Source organism: Jeotgalibacillus sp. ET6 (assembly GCF_029667115.1).
Classification (GTDB): Bacteria; Bacillota; Bacilli; order Bacillales; family Jeotgalibacillaceae; genus Jeotgalibacillus.
The window spans coordinates 393,757-412,274 of record NZ_JARUIU010000003.1 but is presented as its reverse complement, the minus strand read 5'-3'; the positions used below and the strand labels follow the sequence as shown (position 1 = coordinate 412,274).

At 43.9% G+C, this 18,518-nt stretch carries 24 protein-coding genes and 1 riboswitch; of the genes, 18 read left to right on the top strand and 6 right to left on the bottom strand.

Annotated features, from left to right (window positions below):
- Positions 1-63: 63 nt before the first annotated feature.
- From P6709_RS10935 to P6709_RS10895, 9 genes are all read left to right on the top strand, one after another.
- A complete protein-coding gene (locus P6709_RS10935) occupies positions 64-837 on the top strand; it encodes a nucleotidyltransferase domain-containing protein (protein ID WP_278240962.1) in 774 nt (257 codons plus the stop codon).
- Between the two features lie 110 nt (positions 838-947).
- Positions 948-1,367 carry a VOC family protein gene (locus P6709_RS10930; protein ID WP_278240961.1) on the top strand — a complete coding sequence of 140 codons (420 nt, stop codon included), beginning with the start codon at positions 948-950 and terminating at the stop codon, positions 1,365-1,367.
- 105 nt (positions 1,368-1,472) lie between these two features.
- A riboswitch (TPP riboswitch) is annotated at positions 1,473-1,573 on the top strand.
- 92 nt (positions 1,574-1,665) lie between these two features.
- Positions 1,666-2,349, top strand: coding sequence for a thiaminase II (tenA, locus tag P6709_RS10925; RefSeq protein ID WP_278240960.1), 684 nt, complete (start codon positions 1,666-1,668; stop codon positions 2,347-2,349).
- Between the two features lie 12 nt (positions 2,350-2,361).
- On the top strand, positions 2,362-2,964 hold the full coding sequence (locus P6709_RS10920; RefSeq protein ID WP_278240959.1) for a thiamine phosphate synthase: 603 nt from the start codon (positions 2,362-2,364) through the stop codon (positions 2,962-2,964).
- Positions 2,961-4,091, top strand: a complete 1,131-nt coding sequence (gene thiO / locus P6709_RS10915; protein WP_278240958.1) for a glycine oxidase ThiO — start codon at positions 2,961-2,963, stop codon at positions 4,089-4,091. The genes P6709_RS10920 and thiO overlap by 4 nt, the downstream gene beginning before the upstream one ends.
- A gap of 2 nt (positions 4,092-4,093) precedes the next feature.
- Complete coding sequence (gene thiS / locus P6709_RS10910; protein ID WP_278240957.1) at positions 4,094-4,297, top strand: sulfur carrier protein ThiS; 204 nt, start codon at positions 4,094-4,096, stop codon at positions 4,295-4,297.
- A gap of 5 nt (positions 4,298-4,302) precedes the next feature.
- A complete protein-coding gene (locus P6709_RS10905; RefSeq protein ID WP_278240956.1) occupies positions 4,303-5,070 on the top strand; it encodes a thiazole synthase in 768 nt (255 codons plus the stop codon).
- Positions 5,067-6,095, top strand: a complete 1,029-nt coding sequence (locus P6709_RS10900) for a ThiF family adenylyltransferase (protein ID WP_278240955.1) — start codon at positions 5,067-5,069, stop codon at positions 6,093-6,095. Before P6709_RS10905 ends, P6709_RS10900 begins: the two co-directional genes overlap by 4 nt.
- Positions 6,096-6,165: 70 nt before the next feature.
- The gene (locus P6709_RS10895; RefSeq protein WP_278240954.1) at positions 6,166-6,315 is read left to right on the top strand and encodes a hypothetical protein; all 150 of its coding nucleotides are present in this window, start codon (positions 6,166-6,168) and stop codon (positions 6,313-6,315) included.
- A gap of 75 nt (positions 6,316-6,390) precedes the next feature.
- Here the strand turns inward: P6709_RS10895 and P6709_RS10890 are convergent, their stop codons facing one another.
- Together P6709_RS10890 and P6709_RS10885 are read right to left on the bottom strand one after the other, a co-directional pair.
- The gene (locus tag P6709_RS10890) at positions 6,391-6,564 is read right to left on the bottom strand and encodes a hypothetical protein (RefSeq protein WP_278240953.1); all 174 of its coding nucleotides are present in this window, start codon (positions 6,562-6,564) and stop codon (positions 6,391-6,393) included.
- A 3-nt stretch (positions 6,565-6,567) separates the two neighbouring features.
- Positions 6,568-7,620, bottom strand: coding sequence for a hypothetical protein (locus P6709_RS10885; protein WP_278240952.1), 1,053 nt, complete (start codon positions 7,618-7,620; stop codon positions 6,568-6,570).
- 159 nt (positions 7,621-7,779) lie between these two features.
- Between P6709_RS10885 and P6709_RS10880 the strand changes: the two genes are divergently transcribed.
- Complete coding sequence (locus tag P6709_RS10880) at positions 7,780-8,223, top strand: NUDIX hydrolase (RefSeq protein ID WP_278240951.1); 444 nt, start codon at positions 7,780-7,782, stop codon at positions 8,221-8,223.
- 33 nt (positions 8,224-8,256) lie between these two features.
- Here P6709_RS10880 and P6709_RS10875 read toward each other — a convergent pair whose 3' ends face one another.
- The gene (locus P6709_RS10875; RefSeq protein WP_278240950.1) at positions 8,257-9,588 is read right to left on the bottom strand and encodes an FAD-dependent oxidoreductase; all 1,332 of its coding nucleotides are present in this window, start codon (positions 9,586-9,588) and stop codon (positions 8,257-8,259) included.
- A gap of 224 nt (positions 9,589-9,812) precedes the next feature.
- Here P6709_RS10875 and P6709_RS10870 point away from each other — a divergent pair, with 224 nt between their 5' ends.
- The 4 genes from P6709_RS10870 to P6709_RS10855 all read left to right on the top strand — a co-directional run bounded on the left by P6709_RS10870 (position 9,813) and on the right by P6709_RS10855 (position 12,157).
- On the top strand, positions 9,813-10,307 hold the full coding sequence (locus P6709_RS10870) for a GNAT family N-acetyltransferase (protein WP_278240949.1): 495 nt from the start codon (positions 9,813-9,815) through the stop codon (positions 10,305-10,307).
- Positions 10,307-10,750 (top strand): GNAT family N-acetyltransferase, encoded by a 444-nt coding sequence (locus P6709_RS10865; protein ID WP_278240948.1) that lies wholly within the window; start codon positions 10,307-10,309, stop codon positions 10,748-10,750. The genes P6709_RS10870 and P6709_RS10865 overlap by 1 nt, the downstream gene beginning before the upstream one ends.
- Before the next feature lie 85 nt (positions 10,751-10,835).
- Entirely contained in the window at positions 10,836-11,351 is a 516-nt protein-coding gene (locus tag P6709_RS10860; protein WP_278240947.1) for a DUF421 domain-containing protein, read from the top strand.
- A gap of 77 nt (positions 11,352-11,428) precedes the next feature.
- Positions 11,429-12,157 carry an alpha/beta hydrolase gene (locus P6709_RS10855; RefSeq protein WP_278240946.1) on the top strand — a complete coding sequence of 243 codons (729 nt, stop codon included), beginning with the start codon at positions 11,429-11,431 and terminating at the stop codon, positions 12,155-12,157.
- A gap of 52 nt (positions 12,158-12,209) precedes the next feature.
- On the opposite strand, the gene P6709_RS10850 is transcribed toward P6709_RS10855, so the two are convergent.
- Positions 12,210-13,049, bottom strand: coding sequence for a manganese catalase family protein (locus P6709_RS10850; protein ID WP_278240945.1), 840 nt, complete (start codon positions 13,047-13,049; stop codon positions 12,210-12,212).
- A gap of 236 nt (positions 13,050-13,285) precedes the next feature.
- Between P6709_RS10850 and P6709_RS10845 the strand changes: the two genes are divergently transcribed.
- Together P6709_RS10845 and P6709_RS10840 are read left to right on the top strand one after the other, a co-directional pair.
- The gene (locus tag P6709_RS10845; protein ID WP_278240944.1) at positions 13,286-14,017 is read left to right on the top strand and encodes an ABC transporter ATP-binding protein; all 732 of its coding nucleotides are present in this window, start codon (positions 13,286-13,288) and stop codon (positions 14,015-14,017) included.
- Positions 14,014-14,766 (top strand): ABC transporter permease, encoded by a 753-nt coding sequence (locus P6709_RS10840; protein WP_278240943.1) that lies wholly within the window; start codon positions 14,014-14,016, stop codon positions 14,764-14,766. The genes P6709_RS10845 and P6709_RS10840 overlap by 4 nt, the downstream gene beginning before the upstream one ends.
- A 67-nt stretch (positions 14,767-14,833) precedes the next feature.
- Here P6709_RS10840 and P6709_RS10835 read toward each other — a convergent pair whose 3' ends face one another.
- Both P6709_RS10835 and P6709_RS10830 read right to left on the bottom strand, forming a co-directional pair.
- Entirely contained in the window at positions 14,834-15,091 is a 258-nt protein-coding gene (locus P6709_RS10835) for a GlsB/YeaQ/YmgE family stress response membrane protein (RefSeq protein ID WP_278240942.1), read from the bottom strand.
- Positions 15,092-15,155: 64 nt separating this feature from the next.
- Positions 15,156-16,061, bottom strand: coding sequence for a vanadium-dependent haloperoxidase (locus tag P6709_RS10830; protein ID WP_278240941.1), 906 nt, complete (start codon positions 16,059-16,061; stop codon positions 15,156-15,158).
- 160 nt (positions 16,062-16,221) lie between these two features.
- Between P6709_RS10830 and P6709_RS10825 the strand changes: the two genes are divergently transcribed.
- Together P6709_RS10825 and P6709_RS10820 are read left to right on the top strand one after the other, a co-directional pair.
- On the top strand, positions 16,222-16,377 hold the full coding sequence (locus tag P6709_RS10825) for a DUF1540 domain-containing protein (protein ID WP_278240940.1): 156 nt from the start codon (positions 16,222-16,224) through the stop codon (positions 16,375-16,377).
- A gap of 136 nt (positions 16,378-16,513) precedes the next feature.
- Positions 16,514-18,508, top strand: a complete 1,995-nt coding sequence (locus P6709_RS10820) for a penicillin-binding transpeptidase domain-containing protein (RefSeq protein ID WP_278240939.1) — start codon at positions 16,514-16,516, stop codon at positions 18,506-18,508.
- The last annotated feature ends 10 nt before the right edge of the window (positions 18,509-18,518 follow it).

Here is an 18,518-nt window from a genome sequence, read left to right as displayed (position 1 = left end):
CAGCAGCTCAAATGCAGAAGTGAAAAGAAAGGCCATTTTTAAAAACAGAAAGGAGATTCGTACTTGCTCATTCAGGAACAAGCCGTAGAAATAATTAGTGACAGTTTAATCAAAGACGGCAGTGTGCAAGCCATCTTCCTGAAGGGATCGATGGGACGGGGGGAACACGACGAGTTTTCTGATATAGACCTTTATGTTCTGGTGAAGGAAGAAGAAAAGGAAGCCTTCCTATCCAGGAGGGTCAGCCATTTGAAAGCATATGGCGATATTCTTCTCTTAGATGAAGTATGGATCATCGCTCCGCAAATGATTGCTGTCTATAACGATTTATTACATATTGATTTGTTTACAGTCACCTTAAAAACGTTTACAGAAAAAGATTATTTCAGGGTTCTGTACGACCCGTTTCAACTGATGCCCTCTTTTGAATCAACACAAAGCCTTGAACGGGATTACGCAGATTTCATAAATGATATTCACGATACAGCCTGGTTCTTATTTCAATATAAGAAATCTGCGGACAGAGGAAATGATATCTGGTCCGTTCGCATGCTGATGAATGTGATGAATCATCTGTCGTATGTTCTTCTTCAAAAGTATGCACCGCATCGTGCTCAGCTCGGTCAGAAAACGATTGAAACGTCTCTTCCAACTCTTCTTGTTGAAGAGATAAGGGGAATTTTCACATACATTACACCGAGTAAGCATGCACAAGCAGCTATGTTAATCAGCCGGCTTTTAGAAAAAGAAAGAGAGTGGATCGCCTTTCATCTTGAAGACAATCGCCCGCTTCAGTGTTTTCTCAAAGAAATGATTGACTGTCATAACGGTAAATAGGCTTGAAAATTCTATTTTGCTAGAATGCAGGATTAGTATAGAAATACTTTGGCTACACTGACTAATAATAGGATGCAGGTTGACTACGATAATTTGAGAGGAGTTTTATCATGAATCAACAATTAATCAGGGTGGGAACCACTTACTTGCCGGTAAAAGATGTCCAAGGATCTGCTAATTGGTATGTAAAGAAATTAGGAGCTGAACTGAGCTATCAGGATGAAGAAAAAGCGATTCTGAATATTGCAGACCAGAGTTTTTTTCTGGTGAAATCAAAGCCGGGCCAGTCCGCAAATTTTATTGATCACTCAGGCAGGGAACGTTTTTCGATTACGTTTGAGGTGGATGGAGTAGATGCATTGAAGCAGCTTCATGCAGACTTTCAGGACCGGCATATTCCGGTTGGGGAAATAGAAGAACGAGGTCACACGGGACAGAATTTTACCTTCAGGGACCCGTGCGGCAATAAGTTTGATGTATGGAGTGAATTGAGCATTGCGTATAAAGAAAATCAAAAAATGAGCAGCTAGGCTCCGCTGGTTTGTTTTTTCATAATGACATCCAAAATATTCTTCATTTGACATGTAAAGTAAACCTGTTAGTATAAGGGCAAGCAACAAAATAACTGCATATCGTCATTCTGCTGGGGGAGCTATTAAAAGCTGAGACGGATTTTTCCGGACCCTTTGAACCTGATCTAGTTCGCACTAGCGTAGGGAAGTGGAGGCTCTTATCCGGAAGCATCTATTTTCCAGAATCGCCGCCACTTTCTCTACTGATGAGGAAGTGGCTTTTTGTTGTTCAATTATAAATCTGGGGGAGCTAATCATGTCATTTACACAGGAAATTCGCAAAAAAGCAGATCATATCTGGCAGGCAAGCTTTAATCATCCTTTTGTAAAAGGGGTAGGGGATGGAACATTATCACTTGAACGATTTCGTTTTTACGTTATGCAGGATGCCTATTATTTAACACATTTTGCAAAAGTGCAGGCACTCGGAGCTGTAAAAGCAACCGATCTTCATACCACAAACCGGCTCGCGATCCATGCACAGGGCACCTATGAAGCAGAGCTTGGCCTGCATCAGACATTTGCTGAACTTCTTCATATCACAGAAGAAGACGTGGCAGCTTTTGAACCGTCTCCTACGGCGTATGCCTATGCTTCTCATATGTACCGTGCAGGCCAGGGAAGTCTTGGAGATGTAATCGCGGGATTGCTTCCATGCTACTGGCTCTACTATGAAATCGGAGAAAGGCTGAAAATGTGTTCTCCGGACGAACCGATCTACCAGCAGTGGATTGCCACATACGGAGGAGAGTGGTTCAGAGAACTGGTAGAGGAGCAAATTGAGCGCTTGGATGAATTGGCAGTAAAAGCTTCTGAAGAAGACCGGCAGCGCTGGCTTACCCATTTTCTGATCAGCAGCCAATATGAATACGCTTTTTGGGAAATGGCTTATACACTCGAGCAGTGGCCGGTTGCAAATCCTGATCTGTTAAAGAAATAGGAGGTAAATAGAATGTGTGCTTTACAGCTGCACGTCTTATCCACAGGTGGACAGCCGCCTGCCCAATGGATTGAGATTGCGGGATATGTGCATAAGGCTGTGGATTACTTTCATATACGGGAAAAAAGAGCAACGGCTTCTCAATTGCTGGAGTGGGTGGATCTTCTTTTAAAACAGGGAGTTCCCGCAGATAAAATCGTGATTAATGACCGTGTTGACGTTGCGCTCGCAAGGGGCCTCAGCGTACAGCTTGCCTACCACAGTCTGCCGGTAGCTGAAGTAAAAAAACTGAATCCGCTTATTCGGGCAGGTGTTTCCGTTCATTCCCAAAAAGAAGCGGGTCAAGCAGCTGATTCAGGAGCAGACCTAGTGATTTTTGGCCACATTTTTGAAACGGACTCAAAGCCGGGACTTCCGCCAAAAGGGACACAAGCGCTGACCCACACAGTGGAGAGCTGTTCAGCTCCCGTCATCGCAATCGGCGGAATAAAGCCCCGTCACATTCCACTTATCAAAGGGACAGGGGCAGCCGGAATCGCAGTACAATCGGGCGTCATGAATGCGCAGGACCCACTAGCTGCCATAGCTGCCTATCGGGAGGGGGAATTCATTTGATACAGCCGGATGTAACCATCGTTGGTGCGGGAGTAATCGGGGGTTCAATCGCTTATGAACTCTCAAAAAGGGGAGCAAAAGTTTGTCTTGTGGATCAGGGAGAAGCCGGACAAAAAGCTTCAAAAGCGGCTGCCGGCATGCTTGGAGCACAGGCTGAAATGAATCTGGATTCGCCGCTTTATTCCTTTGCTCAATACAGTAAAGCGATGTTTGACGGTTTAAAAGAAGAGCTTCAGGAATGTACAGGAATCGATATTGAACTGGTTCAAAAAGGAATGATTAAGCTCGCCCGAACCCCGCTTGAACAGCAGGACTTGAAGGATCGGGCATTTCAATTACAGGAAGCAAATGAACCGTCATTTTGGCTCGAAGAAAAAGAAATACAGGAACGTGAGCCTGCGATTCAAACCGGCGGCATGGGGGGATTGTGGATACCTGGAGATGGCCATGTGAATCCATCCGCGTTATCCACAGCTTTTGTTCATGGCGCCATTTCAAATGGAGCAGAACTTCTAGACTATACACAGGTTTATTCATTGATTGTGGAAAACGGAAAAGTAAAGGGTGTCATGACCTCTGCTGGTCCAATTAAAAGCGGTCATGTGATTGTGGCCGGCGGAGCCTGGAGTGAGGAACTTTTACAGAAAACAGGTATTGGGCTGAATACGTATCCTGTAAAAGGAGAATGCTTTTCTGTTTTTTCAAAGCAGCAGCTTCTGCAATCGACCCTATTTACAGAGGGGTGTTATATCGTCCCTAAAAAAGCGGGAAGGCTGCTGATCGGCGCTACTGAAACACCGTATTCTTTCAATGAAAGAGTACAAGTGAAAGGGATCATGAGGCTCATGGAAAAAGCAGCAGGATTGCTTCCGGCCCTCAAGGAGGCAAGCTTTGAAAAATCGTGGGCAGGCATTCGCCCTCAAACAGCGGATGGTCTGCCGTATATGAGCAGACATCGGGAGCTGGATCATGTCTGGATTGCGACCGGCCATTACAGAAACGGCATTTTGCTATCAGCAGGGACCGGTGTGTATATGGCTGATCTTCTTGAAGGGCGAAAGGTAAGAGAGGACTGGCTTCAGACATTCAGTATGGAGAGGCAAATTTCTTATGCGGGGAGAGAATGAACATGAAACTGATCATTAACGGAGAGACCGTTGACGTTCCAGATAAAATCAGCGTGGTTGAAGAACTGCTGCACCACTATGAACTGATGGATCGGGTCGTGATGGTAGAGCTTAATAAAGAAGTGATTGATCATGAAGATCATAAAACACAGGCGATTGGGGAAAACGACAGCATTCAGCTTGTGCAATTTGTAGGAGGAGGATGACGGTCATGTTGAAAATAGCGGACAAAACATTTGGATCACGATTACTGCTTGGAACAGGAAAATACCCGGACTTTGAATCACAGAAGAAAGCAGTAGAAGTATCGGAAGCGGATATTCTCACGTTTTCTGTTCGGAAAATGGACATCTTTGATAAAAATCAGCCGAATCTGCTGCAGGAATTGGAGCGCAGCGACTACAGCCTGCTTCCCAACACAGCAGGAGCAAGTACTGCAGAGGAAGCGGTGCAGACTGCACGTCTGGCAAAAGCAAGCGGATTGTGCGATATGGTGAAAGTGGAAATAATCGGATGCTCCAAAACGCTGCTGCCGGATCCGGTTGAAACGCTGCTTGCGTGTGAAATGCTGCTCGATGAGGGGTTTATTGTACTACCTTATACCTCGGATGACGTTGTGCTGGCAAGACGCCTGGAGGAATTAGGCTGCCATGCGATCATGCCGGGCGCCTCACCGATCGGATCAGGGCAAGGAATCATTAACCCATTAAATCTCCAGTGGATCATTGAGCAATCCTCTGTCCCGGTCATTGTGGATGCAGGTATTGGCTCTCCGTCAGATGCGGCGTACGCGATGGAACTGGGGGCAGACGGTGTTTTATTAAATACGGCCGTTTCAGGCGCAAAGGATCCTGTTAAAATGGCGCTGGCAATGAAAAAAGCCATTGAAGCGGGGCGTTTGGGATTTGAAGCCGGCCGGATCGCTAAAAAAACCTATGCCGTTGCCAGCTCGCCTGAAGCAGGAATGATCCAAACATGAACGAAAGATATTCCCGTCAGGAACTTTTTGCTCCTATTGGCGTGGAAGGGCAAAGAAAAATCGGGGACAAGCATGTGCTTTTAATCGGTCTCGGGGCGCTTGGGTCTTCTGCTGCGGATATGCTGGTTCGGGCAGGAATCGGAAAGCTTACGATTATCGACCGTGATTATGTAGACTGGAGCAATCTCGGCCGCCAGCTCCTCTACCACGAGGAAGATGCGGAAAACCATTTGCCAAAAGCAATTGCAGCACAGCAAAAGCTCAAAAAGATCAACAGTGAAGTAGAAGTGGCAGCGCATGTCATGGATGTAACAGGCCCGGATTTAGAAGAGCTGCTTGAAAAAGGAGAGATAGATCTGATTTTGGATGGCACGGATCAATTTGACATCCGTCTTGTAATCAACGATGCTGCACAAAAATATGAGGTGCCATGGATATACGGGGCGTGTGTGGGAAGCTACGGCATGAGCTATACGATCCTGCCCGGCGACACCCCTTGCCTTCACTGCCTGCTGCAAAAACTGCCGCTGCAGGGACCAACATGTGATACAAATGGAGTGATCAGTCCAATCGTTCATGTGGTTACCGCTCATCAGGTGACAGAAGCCCTGAAATTATGTACAGGTGAACTTTCTGCACTGAGAAAAGAACTCGTAACCTTTAATCTATGGAACTATCGCCATCAGGCCGTTCGGGTAGAAAAAATGAAAAAGGACAATTGTCCATCCTGTGGAGTACATCCAACCTATCCGTTTCTTCAGCAAAAAGATGAATTTCAGCTGGATGTATTATGCGGCAGAGATACGATCCAGATTCGGCCTCTTGAAAATAATGCCCGGGATCTCGACACGCTTGAAGCACTGCTTCAGAAAAAAGAGGGAAATACAATTCGAAACGAATATCTTCTTGTGCATCAGGCAAAGCATCGGCTCGTGTTCTTTAAGGATGGAAGAGTTCTGGTGCACGGAACGAAGGACAGGGAAAAGGCCGCTATGCTTTACCAGCAGCTCATATCAACCGGATAAATTCAAGCTGAATATTTTTATTTCCTTAAAAAGGGAAAAGCAAACTAGCCACTTTTTAGAGGGATGAATGATGAGCAAAGGAAAAAATGATCACGAAGACTTGAGGGAATTCGAGAAAAAAATCCATGACTCAAAAAATTCCCCTAAAGACCAGCAGGATAAAGGCCGCGTTCCTGATCAGCAAAACCGTTTGAAAGATCAAGAGAATCAAAGAAGATAGAAAAAAACTCCTTTCCATCACGGAAAGGAGTTTTCGTTTTAAACATACTGCCGATGCAGCATGAGTCAGCCTTATCTATTTCGTATCATCTAAGATCTGCTTAAGCATATCAGACCTTTTCTTCAATTCCGGGGCAATAGAAGGCTTGATGATGACGCTGCTGGATGAGGCAGTCAGTGCAGCATAGCGTTCCCGGCGCTCTCGGATATCATCTAAATACGACTTTTTCTTCAGAATAATATCGTCCATGGGTCATCCCTCCTTTTCTTTATTATACAGCAAAATGCAATGATAGAGCAAAGTGTGCAGTTCATCCCTCATAATCTGATCAATCAGACGATCCATCTCCCGCTCTGGAAAATGGAAGGAATAGATATAAACGGTATGCAGCACTTCCATTTTGATCGCCAATGACACTTGATGATGCCTTATATCTATCTGGAATAAATCCGTTTCTTTTTCGGCCTGACATGCCTTAACGATTGCCCAATTCTGTTTTTCTGTGTCCTTAAGGGAGATCTCCTTAGGTATATCATATGTGTGATGTCCTTCCTTCAACACAAGCAGATCACCCGCTTTTTCAAAAAGACTATAGTCAGAGTAAAGATATAAAATGTCCTTTGTCACGCTGCTGTCGATTGAAGCCTGTACCAGTTTTAATGAATGATCGTAAACACTTAATAAATTGGCTAAATTGGCTTCATAAAATTCTATGTCCTTTATCAGGAGATCACGTTCTTCTGTCAATTTTTCCAGTTTTTCATAGACAGCCTTTAATTCTGTATACGCCTCGATGCCCGTTTGCTGCTCCCTTTCTAAAATGGTCCGGATAGATTCATGCAGACTGTTAAAAGAAAAAGGCGCTGTGCCGCTAAAGGATTGAAAGGACTGGTAAAGAGAAGGATGAATTGCTTTGAAAGCATGCAAATCAAAGAGTTCATCTTTAAAATCCAGCTGTCTGAAGAAGAGGACAATCACTGAATACAAATAAAGAGCAATGCCGATCGCTATGTAAAGATAAGGCTGTGCCAAAATTCCTTCTATCATCGTAATGAAACTAAGATAGCCTAGGGCGCCAAATGCAGCAATCACAATCGGTGAGGAAACAATATTCATCACTCGCTGCACTACATCATCTGTCGTGCCTTTTTTTACATAAAACGCTTTAAAAAAAGGAAGCACCATCCACGCGTACTTATTTCGGTTGCCTTCCCCTTCAAATTTTTCCTGCATGGTTCGTGTCAGATCATCTAGATCCTTCAAACGCTCCAGCATGCCTTTAATATAATGAGGATCCTGATTCATTTTTATCCCCCTCGCGCAATCTTTAGTCTACACTATTAGAGAAAAGCAGCGAACATGTCTACATAAATGGAGTTACAGCAGCTTGTTATGTACTTAATTGAAACAATTCCCTTTTCTATTGACTGTAAACGGAAATAACAGGAAAAAAGGAGGCTCTTTATGAGGCCCATTTCAAAAACACTAGGAATCATATGTAAAGAAGGCAGCGTACTGCTTGAGCAGCAAAACCGAAAGCACTCAAAAGGCACAGGGATATTTTACCGGCCATTAGGCGGCACGATCGAACTCGGAGAAAGATCGGGTGATGCACTGATAAGGGAATTTAAAGAAGAAATTGGGGCAGATATTGAAATTGATTGCTATTTGGGATGTGTGGAGTCCATCTTCCGTGTAGATGACCAAACCGGACATGAAATCATCCTGCTTTACGCAGCTTCTTTTAAGGATCCTCTGCTTTACGAGGTAGAGATGTTCCCTGTAACTGAACCGGGAAAAGAAACTGTGGCAATATGGGTTCCTTTAGAAGAACTGGGAATTGAAACGTGTATTGTGTACCCGGAGGAAACGAAAGAAAAAATCAAAGAATATATAAAAAAAGGCTGAGACACTTTGGTCCCAGCCTCGACAATCATAAAATCAAGTAGTAACAGCAGCTAGTCCTGCTTTATTTAAAAAGTTCCATGGCTGGTTAAAGTGCGGCTGGAAGAAGAAATCGACGAACCCAAGCTCATCAATGGTCATACCGGTTTGAATGCAGACACTTAGCGTATTAATGGCTTGTGTTACGTCCGCTTTTGAAATCACCTGGGCGCCGATAATCTTACGGCTATCCGGCAGATAGCTTACCTTCAGCATCACGTTTTCTGAAGTTGGCATGAATTCAGGACGGTGATGTTCGTTCACCGTGATATTTTCAATGGCAACCTCCATTCCTGCTGCAGAAGTCTCCGTTAAACCTGTGGAAGCCATGAACAGATCATATAGATGAAGACCGGATGTTCCTTGCGTGCCGACGTTTTTAGTTGTTGGTTCTATGACGTTGCGTGCAGCGAGCGTTCCCATCCGCACAGCGTTCGTAGCGAGGGGAATGTACATATGCCCGCCAGTCGGATTGTACTTCACCGCACAGCAGTCGCCTGCAGCAAAGATGTCCGGGTCGCTTGTTCTCATATATTCATCCACTTTAATGGCCCCGTTATCAAGCATCTCGACCTTACCCTGAAGCAAAGAGGTGTTAGGACGGAAGCCGACACACATAATGACAAGATCCGTCTCAACCCGGCCATTGCCTGTTACCACTACTTCTACACGGTCTTTTCCTTCAAACTTTTCTACCTTCTCACCAAGTCGAAGCGCTACCCCGCGTTCTTTGAACGTTTCCTCTACAATATCGGTAAACTCTTTATCGAGATATTTATTTAAAATGCGGTCAACACCGTCAATTAAGGTGACGTTTTTACCCGCCTGCTGGAACGCTTCAACGAGCTCAACGCCGATGTAGCCTGCTCCGACGACTGTAATATTTTGTGCGTCCTTTGCTTTATCAATAATTGTATTCGCCTGGGTGTAATTTTTAGCCAGGAGAATGTTTTCCAGGTTAATGCCTTCAATCGGCGGTGTGATCGGCCATGAACCTGTAGTCATGACAAGCTTATCGTAACGGTCAAAAGTGGTTTCGCCTGTAATCAGATTGACTGCTTCTATTGTTTTTGCCTCTGTATTAATATTTTTCACATCATGCTGGAGTTTTACATTCACGCCAAGAGCAGCAATTTTTTCGGGAGATGAATAAAACAAGCCTTTTGGATCTTCCACCACGCCGCCGACATAAAGAGCAATGCCGCAGGATAAAAAGGATACATTGTCATTTCGTTCATAAACGGTAATATCAGCATCTGGATATAACTGAGCCATATTTGTAACCGCAGCTGTTCCTGCGTGGGTACTTCCAATCACAGCTATTTTCAAGGTGAATTCCTCCTGTAATTTATATTGTGAAATACATCACAATCTCGATGTACATTCATTATAGTATGGCTCAAAAGAAAATACAATAGTTATGCTCAATATTTCACAAACTAAATTTTAAGGGTATATAAAGTTGCTTATGGAAAGAAGAATGGCAATAAAGACGGCGTTCTAGTACACTCTAGAGTAACTTTGTAAAATGCAAATAAGAAAGGAGAGGCAGTGTGCACAACTCAGGAAGAGTAACAATAACGTCCATCCCCAAAGAAAATCGATCAAACTATATGTCCTATTTAATTCAAGCAGATGAAAATCAGCAAATGATTAATACATATATAAACAAAGGAGAGCTGTTTTCAATCAGGGAAGCTGAAAACACGGTTGGCGCGGTACTCTTTATACCCGTTGATGAGCAAACCATAGAATTAAAAAATATTGCCATTGATGCTTCGTCTAGAGGAAAAGGAATAGGCAAAGCAGTCATTGAAGCAGCAATTTTGTTATTCAAAGAAAAGGGCTTCTCAACCTTGATTGTGGGGACTGCCAATTCAAGCATTGAAAATATTGTGTTCTACCAAAAGGCAGGTTTCCGAATCAGCGGTGTGCGCAAAGACTTTTTTGAGGATTATCCTGAAACGATTTATGAAAATGGAATAAGAGCATTGGACATGGTGATGTTTGAACGGAAAATCAGTGAGGAAAGAAGGCTGGATGAATAATGAAAATAATTGAAGCAGCAATAAAAGATAGGGATGGAATCGCAGAGCTTTTTAACGAATATCGCATGTTTTATGGAAAGGAATCGAATAGAAGGGATGCAGGGCTTTTCATCAAAGAGAGGCTCGAAAATCAGGATTCAATGATTTTTGCCGTACAGCAGGGGGAACAGTTTTTAGGATTTGTTCAACTGTATCCCACATTTTCATCCATTTCAATGAAGCGCGCATGGATTTTAAACGATTTATTTGTTTTGGAAGAAGCCAGAAAACAGGGAGTTGCTCAAATGCTAATGAATCAGGCCATGCAATTTTGCAAAGAAACGAATGCCTCGAGTCTTTCTCTTCAAACAGCCCCTGACAACCTAAGCGCTCAAAAATTGTATGAGAAGAATGGATTCAAACGGGAGGAGGAATTCTATACCTACTCATTAATGTGCGAATGAAGCATCAGTAATCAAGCTTTAAGCATCGTTTGTCCTAAGGCTTGACAGGGAAGGGGGAAAGAAAGAACGAAAAGGGGGGAGAACGGTGTTTTTTAATGGCTGGGAAGTAATAGGAAGAACTATACTCGTAGGTGTACTGGCGTATGCCGGGCTGATCGCAGTTCTTAGAATTTCAGGAAAACGAACCTTGTCCAAAATGAATGCGTTTGATCTGATTGTCACAGTTGCTCTCGGTTCCACGCTTGCGACGATTCTATTAAGCAAAGATGTAGCTCTGGCGGAGGGGATGACGGCCTTTTTTGTGCTTGTGGGCATGCAGTATTTGATTGCATGGCTGTCGGTCCATTCGGCTGCAGTAAGCCGTCTGATTAAGTCAAACCCTGAATTGCTTTACTACGATGGTAATTATTGCAGAGTCGTGATGAAAAAGGAGCGTGTATTGGAAGTGGAAATTTTACAGGCTGCGCGCTCAAGCGGTGCTGGTTCTTTAGAAGAAGTGAAGGCAGTTGTGCTGGAAACCGATGGCAGTATTTCGGTTATTCAAAAATCAGAAGAGCAGCATGCTTCTACAACCTTTTCGAATGTGAAGAAGAAAAAGTAAGTATAGTAAGTTAAACGGTGCCGGAGCTGCTTCCGGTACTTTTTAAAAGGAAAATAACGTTCAAAAGCGGGGATTCTATGAAGAAGTGGATAAAATATAGTTTAATGACAATAGCTGCTTTATCATTGACCGTTTTCACTGTTTTTTATGTTTGGTCACAGCAGACCTATCAAGCATCAAATGAATTGGAGGAGTTGGTTCGTCCAGACGATTGGATTGAAGAAGATGGGATTCTGACCTTTCTACCAGAGGATCCAAACGATAAAGGGGTCATCCTTTATCCCGGAGCCAAAGTAGAACCAGAGGCATACGCTTATTACGCAAAGGAACTTTCTGATGAAGGGTACCTGGTTGCCATTCCTTCGCTGAGGTTTAATTTGGCTTTACTGGACAGCAATAAAGCAGCAGAAGTAATTGCGGGACATCCGGATGTGGACACCTGGGTCATTGGTGGACATTCATTAGGCGGTGTTGCAGCAGCTTCTTTTGCGTCAGAAGAAGATCAGATAGCAGGTGTTCTGTTCCTTGCGTCATACCCTGCAGGCTCAGCTGATTTTTCAGGATCAAGTCTTCCGATGCTCTCCCTTTTTGGAGGAAACGATGGACTTACCTCAAAAGATCAAATTCAGGAAAGTAAAGATTTGCTTTCCCAATCTGCAGAGGTTTATGAAATAGAAGGAGGAAACCATGCTCAGTTTGGCCTGTATGGAGAGCAAAAAGGAGATCAGCCAGCCGCCATTTCTGCATTGGATCAGCAGAACACAATGGTGCAAATAACGTTGGAATGGCTTGAAGGAATAGAATAATGCGGTTGGCAATGAAAAGACGTGCACGAATAACCGTGCACGCCATGCTCATTTATTTATCCGATGCTTTATCTGTTAAATCATGGTGAAGTTCTACTGCAGGAACCTTCATTTTTGGAGCTTGGCCTTTTGCCTTAGGAGTTGAAACATACTCAAAATCTCCTGTTCCATCCTGAGCAGATCCCCTCGCCCATGGACCTTCTTTAGATTGTTCTCCTTCAGAGAAGTTAAACAGCTTGTACGCTTCTGATTGAGATTCCAATTCCGCTTCCGGAGGGAATGAAGCTGGAACGACTACTCCATTTTTTTCTTCCAATTCAGCAATCGCTGCCATCCACTGATACTGGTGGTAGCGGTCACGAGCAAGCATTTTGCGGAACGTGGAACGGACACCTTCGTCCTTTGTCATATGGTACAAACGCGAAACCTGTAGACGTCCCTGTGTTTCAGCATGAAGATTTGAGCGCATATCTGCCAGTAAATTTCCGCTTGAAACCATATATGATCCATTCCAAGGAACCCCGTTGGAATTAGTAGGAAGTGCACCAAGCCCGCTTACGATTAATTGCTGGGGATTCACGCCGCCCATAATCGCTGCAACATTTGGATCCTCTGCTGCTTTTGCCTGGTCCTCAGGCGATGCACCGTCAAGAAGCTGACTGATCATGGCACACACCATTTCAACATGGCCTACTTCTTCAGTAGCAATGTCCATTAATAAATCCTTGTATTTTTCTTCTCCACGGCAGTTAAATCCCTGAAAAAGGTATTGCATCATAACCGTCATTTCTCCAAACTGACCGCCAAGAACTTCCTGCACATTTTTGGCAAGCATTGGATCAGGACGATCCACTTTTACTTCATACTGCAGTTCTTTTTGATGACGAAACATGATTGAATTCCTCCTTGAAATGGATTTTACTTTTTGAAAAAAATGGATCTAGTTCAGTTTTCCCAGTATTCTTGAATTCAAACTATTTTCCAATAATAGAAACAAATGGACTAGGTGCTGTGATTAGGGGCAGGATAAAAGAACGGCTGCCGCATTTATAGATTGCGACCAGTTGAGTATTTTGTTATATTTATTACATAATAATTATTATAATCTGTAGTTCAGGAAGTGAAAGTATGATTGAAAGATACAAACCAGCCATTCATTTTAATGATGTAACCTACTCGATCGATGACAATGTCATTTTAAAAAATATCACCGGATCCTTTCCGGAGGGGAAGATTACGACGTTAGTCGGCCCATCAGGAGCGGGGAAAACGACTCTTCTTAAATTGTGCAACCATCTTATCTCAGCTGACTCGGGTGAAATTTATATTAAGGATAAATTAATAGCAAATTATGAGCCGGTTGAACTTCGCAAGCTTGTAGGGATGGCCCTGCAAAGCGCGCCGATGGCAGAAGGAACCGTGTTGGAAAATCTTAATTTGCCGTTGGCTTTGCAAGGAAAAAAACTGAATCAGGCAGATGCGGAGGAATTACTGGAGGATGTGGGACTAGGAAAAGAATTTCTCCACCGCAGCAGCAAAGAGTTATCCGGGGGACAAAGACAAAAAGTATCTATCGCCCGCACACTTGTTAATCGGCCGCAGGTGCTCCTTCTAGATGAAATTACTTCCTCGCTGGATCGGGCTTCCCTTCTTGAAATTGAAGAGTTGATCAGCAAAATTAATCAAAAATACGGAACAACCATCATTTGGATCACTCACAACCTCCAACAGGCCCTGACCATTGGAAACTATACGTGGGTAATGATGAATGGAGCTTTAATTGAAACAGGCGAAAGCAGTCTGCTTGAATCTCCTGTAAATGAAAAGGTGCGCCGCTTCGTGAAAGGAGAAGAAGAATGACCTATCTTACGCTATCCATTACGTTAATTTTTGTCCTTATTCCCTTACTCCTTTCCAAAACACTTCGTCTTGGACTTGAAAGAGATACGATCGTGGCAACGGTTCGTTCCATCATTCAGCTTTTGGCAGTAGGCTTCATTCTTAAATTTGTTTTTGATTCAGAAAGCTTATTTTATATTTTCTTAATGGTGACCTTGATGATTGTGGTAGCTACGCACAATGCCCAGCGAAAAGGAGCCTCCATTAAAGGGATTGCGTGGAAGGTGGGGCTTACACTTGTTTCAATCGAAGTATTGACGCAAAGTATCTTACTCGGCTTTCAAATTACACCGCCAACCGCTCAATACATCATTTCCATCAGCGGGATGGTGATCGGAAATTCCATGGTGCTGGCGATACTATTTTTAAATCGGTTTACATCAGAAGTAGAAGATCATCAGGATCAGACGGAGTTGGTTCTCTCTCTTGGGGGAACACCAAAGCAGGCGATTCACAGTCAGTTGATCAAATCAATCAAAGCCAGTATGATTCCTACCATTGAAAGTCAAAAAACAGTTGGACTTGTCCAGCTGCCAGGGATGATGAGCGGTCAGATTATTGCAGGAGCCGATCCGATACAGGCAGTTCAATTTCAGCTCCTCATCATGTTCCTTTTACTCACTACAGCAGCAGTTACCAGTGTAATGCTCGGTTTTTTATCGTATCCAACATTATTTAATGACAGGATGCAGCTATTGAAAAACAGATGAATAATGGGCACCTTATGAAGTGCAAAAGAGGCTTGAGACAAATCCGTCTCAGCCTCTTTACTGATTATTAATGCTTTTTATAGCAGCATTTTAAAAGCAAAACAGCCAGCAGTATGAAGATCAGGGCACCGAGGATAGCGGAGAAAAGATATACCCCGACGAAAATAGGACCAAGTGGCGGCAAAAGCGCGCTGCCAATCCAGGCCCCGATAGCACCTGCCACAATTAAACTACATAATCCGCAGTGAGGGAGGTGCTTTGCTGCACATGCAGCCACTACCCATCCAATAAATACTCCAATTACTAAAAACAAAAGAAACTCCATTCGTACATCCTTCTTTCTTTTTAATGGTCAAGGACTCAAGGACTAACTGAACAAAATAAACGGGCTAATAAAATAATTTTGGCTTAGGGTGGCTGGATTTTGGAGAGTCAAAGGACGTTAACTTTGAAGCAGGTCCTTTTTCGGATCTCACATTAGAAGTGCATTCATCCGAAAAAGCATATGGGATAAATTGTTTGAATTTCGGAGCAAAAAAATCAGCATTTCTAAACAATTCGTACGGCTGGTCAATTGCTCCATCTTTGTCCCGCTGTTCTTGTAAATGCGCAACGATTATGCCCCCGATATATCTCCCAAGCTTAAGCCCTTCATCATTATCGATTGGAAAATGAACGCCTGAATAAAGACGGCTGATGGCATCTTCTTCCGCGAATCGCTTTAACTTAGAGGATTCGCGTGGGAAAAAGTAGCTTAATACCACCTCCGCGCAGCCTGACATACTGGCATGACCGGAAGGATAAGAAGGAAAACGGGGAGTGCACAATACGGGTTGAAGTGAATGGTCGTATTGAACGGGCCTTGCAGTATCCCATTTATACTTAAGATTCCAAACTACAATCATCGTGTCATTAATGGCCATTTGAACTGCGGCAAGGATTCGCGCAGCATATACAGGGCTTACACCGTAAGTGTCAATTAAACGGTCAATGACTGGGGTCCACTGCTTTGTGGGGACACCGGATCCGTAAAAAACACCGATATTCTCCTGTTCTGTTGTTAAATGATCTAAAGCATGCTGAACAGCCTTGAGTTCTTCTTCAAAATCAATTTGATCCGGATGAAGAATGGGCAAATCAAGCCGCCTTCTGCCATCAGGATTTAAAAAGTCTCCTCGGTTATTACGTTTTAAAAACGTCAACGGCCAGTCCCCTGCAAGAGGGGTTACAGGATCTTTTGGGGGAGTTTCTTCCCCGCCATAGGGTTCCTTTGACCACTCCAAGTATTTTTTCATGTATTTCACCTCCATTCCATGTATTAGTTTATGAACGGAAGGGGGTGCAGGATTGTGTAAAAGAAGTAATTAATAAATATATCGCAGGTGAGATTCATGTCAGAGGTTGTGTATGAACTGATTTTTGATCGTGAATACTACAGATCAGGAGGTGGATACCGTGGCTCAAGATGTATTATGTGAAGTCAATAACTGTACACACTGGAAAAAAGGCAATAGATGCAGCGCTGAAGAGATATATGTTGTCAGTCATAAGGGGAAGAATGCATCAAACAGCGAAGAAACGGATTGTAAAACATTTGAACCTCAAGTATAAGGTTTTGTATAAATAATGAAATCGAGGGCGTTCCATTCCAGTGGAACGTTCTTTTTATGGCAGAAAATCCTTTATTCATGCAAATTCAGTCTATTGTTTGTTACCATAGAGACAGATTGATACGGGGGGATTTAGCATGAAAAAAGCATTAATCGGCTCTTTCTTATTCACAGGTGTGTTATTTTTAGCAGGTTGCAGCGACCCGGTTACGCCTGATGAGCGCCTTGAAGAATACATAAATTTATGGAATAATCAGGAATTTGACCAAATGTACAGTGACTATACATCAGCTGATACTAAAGAAACCTTTACAAAAGAAGAAGCGGCTGACCGCATGGCTGCACTATACGCTGATCTGGAAGTAACAGAGCTTGAAGTGACGATGCCGGATGTGGCGGAGGACGCTGAGTGGGAAGAAGGAGAACCTGCCTCATTTACCGTTCCGATCCGCTTTCAAACGCTCGCAGGTCCGGTTGATTATGAGCAGGATATAACGGTCGTATTTGAAGAAACCGAGGAAAATGAAAATTGGTTTATTCGATGGCAGCCCGCTTTAATCCTTCCTGAACTTGAAGCGGGGGATCAAGTGCGAATCGCCGACACGCCTGGTGTCCGGGGAGAACTTTTTGACCGGAATGGAAATCCGCTTGCTGTAAATGGAACAGGCTATCAAGTGGGAGCCGTCTCGGGAGAACTGACTGATGAAGCAAAAACTGAGCTGGCAGAAGAATTGTCGCTAAGCACAGAAACGATTGACGAGCAGCTCGCACAGGATTGGGTGCAAGCCGGACAGTTTGTACCATTAAAAAAAGTATCCAGTTCACAAAGAGATAAAGTCGCCGACCTGTCTGAACTCGATGGGATTACGTATCAGGAAATTGAAATGCGTGAATATCCCTATGGAGAAGCTGCCTCGCATTTAACAGGATATATTGGCGCCATTACTGCTGAACAGCTAGAAGAAATGGAGGGGGAAGGCTATACAGCAACTGATCAAATCGGAAAGCGGGGCCTTGAGCAGCTTCTGGAAGACCAGCTGAGAGCAGAAACAGGCAGAAGTATTTTGATTGAAAAAGGAGAAGAAGAAACGGTCACCGTTGCCGAGCAGCCTGCAGAAGATGGAGAAGATATCACTCTGACCATTGATGCTGAGCTGCAAAAGACAGCTTTTGAAGCAATGAAAGGGAAACAGGGAACGGCAGCTGCAGTGGACCCTGAAACGGGAGAAACACTCGTGCTTGCAAGTTCTCCAGGCTTTGATCCGGGAGAATGGTCGCTTGGGATCAGCGGAGAACGGTACACCGAGCTTTCTGAGGATCCTGACGCACCGCTATTAAATCGTTTTGCAGCAGCCTATGCACCAGGTTCCACCCAAAAAACGATCACCGCTGCGATTGGTCTTGAAGCAGGAACGCTCGATCCGGAAGAAGGCTATACAATCAATGGATTGGAATGGCAGGATGAAGGCTGGGGAGACTTTGCAGTCACACGGGTTCACGAAGCGCCAAATCCAATCGATTTAAATAAAGGTCTTGTTTTTTCTGACAATATCTACTTTGCGCGTGTAGCATTGGAAATGGGAAAAGAAACATTGATTGACGGACTGGAGAATATGGGATATGGAGAGGAACTGCCTTTCGTGTATCCGATGTCTGATTCTCAAATTTCCAATGATGGATCGATTGGTTCTGAAGGACAGCTGGTCGATACTTCCTACGGTCAGGGAGAAATGCTGACAAATATTCTTCACCTGGCTTCCATGTATGAAACGGTCGTTAATGACGGGGTAATGATGAAGCCTTTACTTTTTGAAAGTGAAGAGCAGGAAGTATGGAAAGAAGGCCTGCTGTCACCCAAACATGCAGAAATTCTACGCGGAGATTTGCGTGAAGTTGTAACAGAAGGCTTCGCAGGTCCAGCAGACATTCCAGAGGTTCAGATTGCCGGAAAAACAGGCACCGCTGAACTTAAGCAGTCCGGTGAGGAATCCGGCAAAGAAAACGGGTTTTTCGTAGCCTACAACCAGGAAGATCCAGCGTTCATCTTGGCGATGATGATTGAAGGAGTGGAAGATGAAGGCGGGAGTACGTATGTATCTGAGCTCGCTGCAGAAGTATTTCAAAATCAGTAGGTTTATGCTT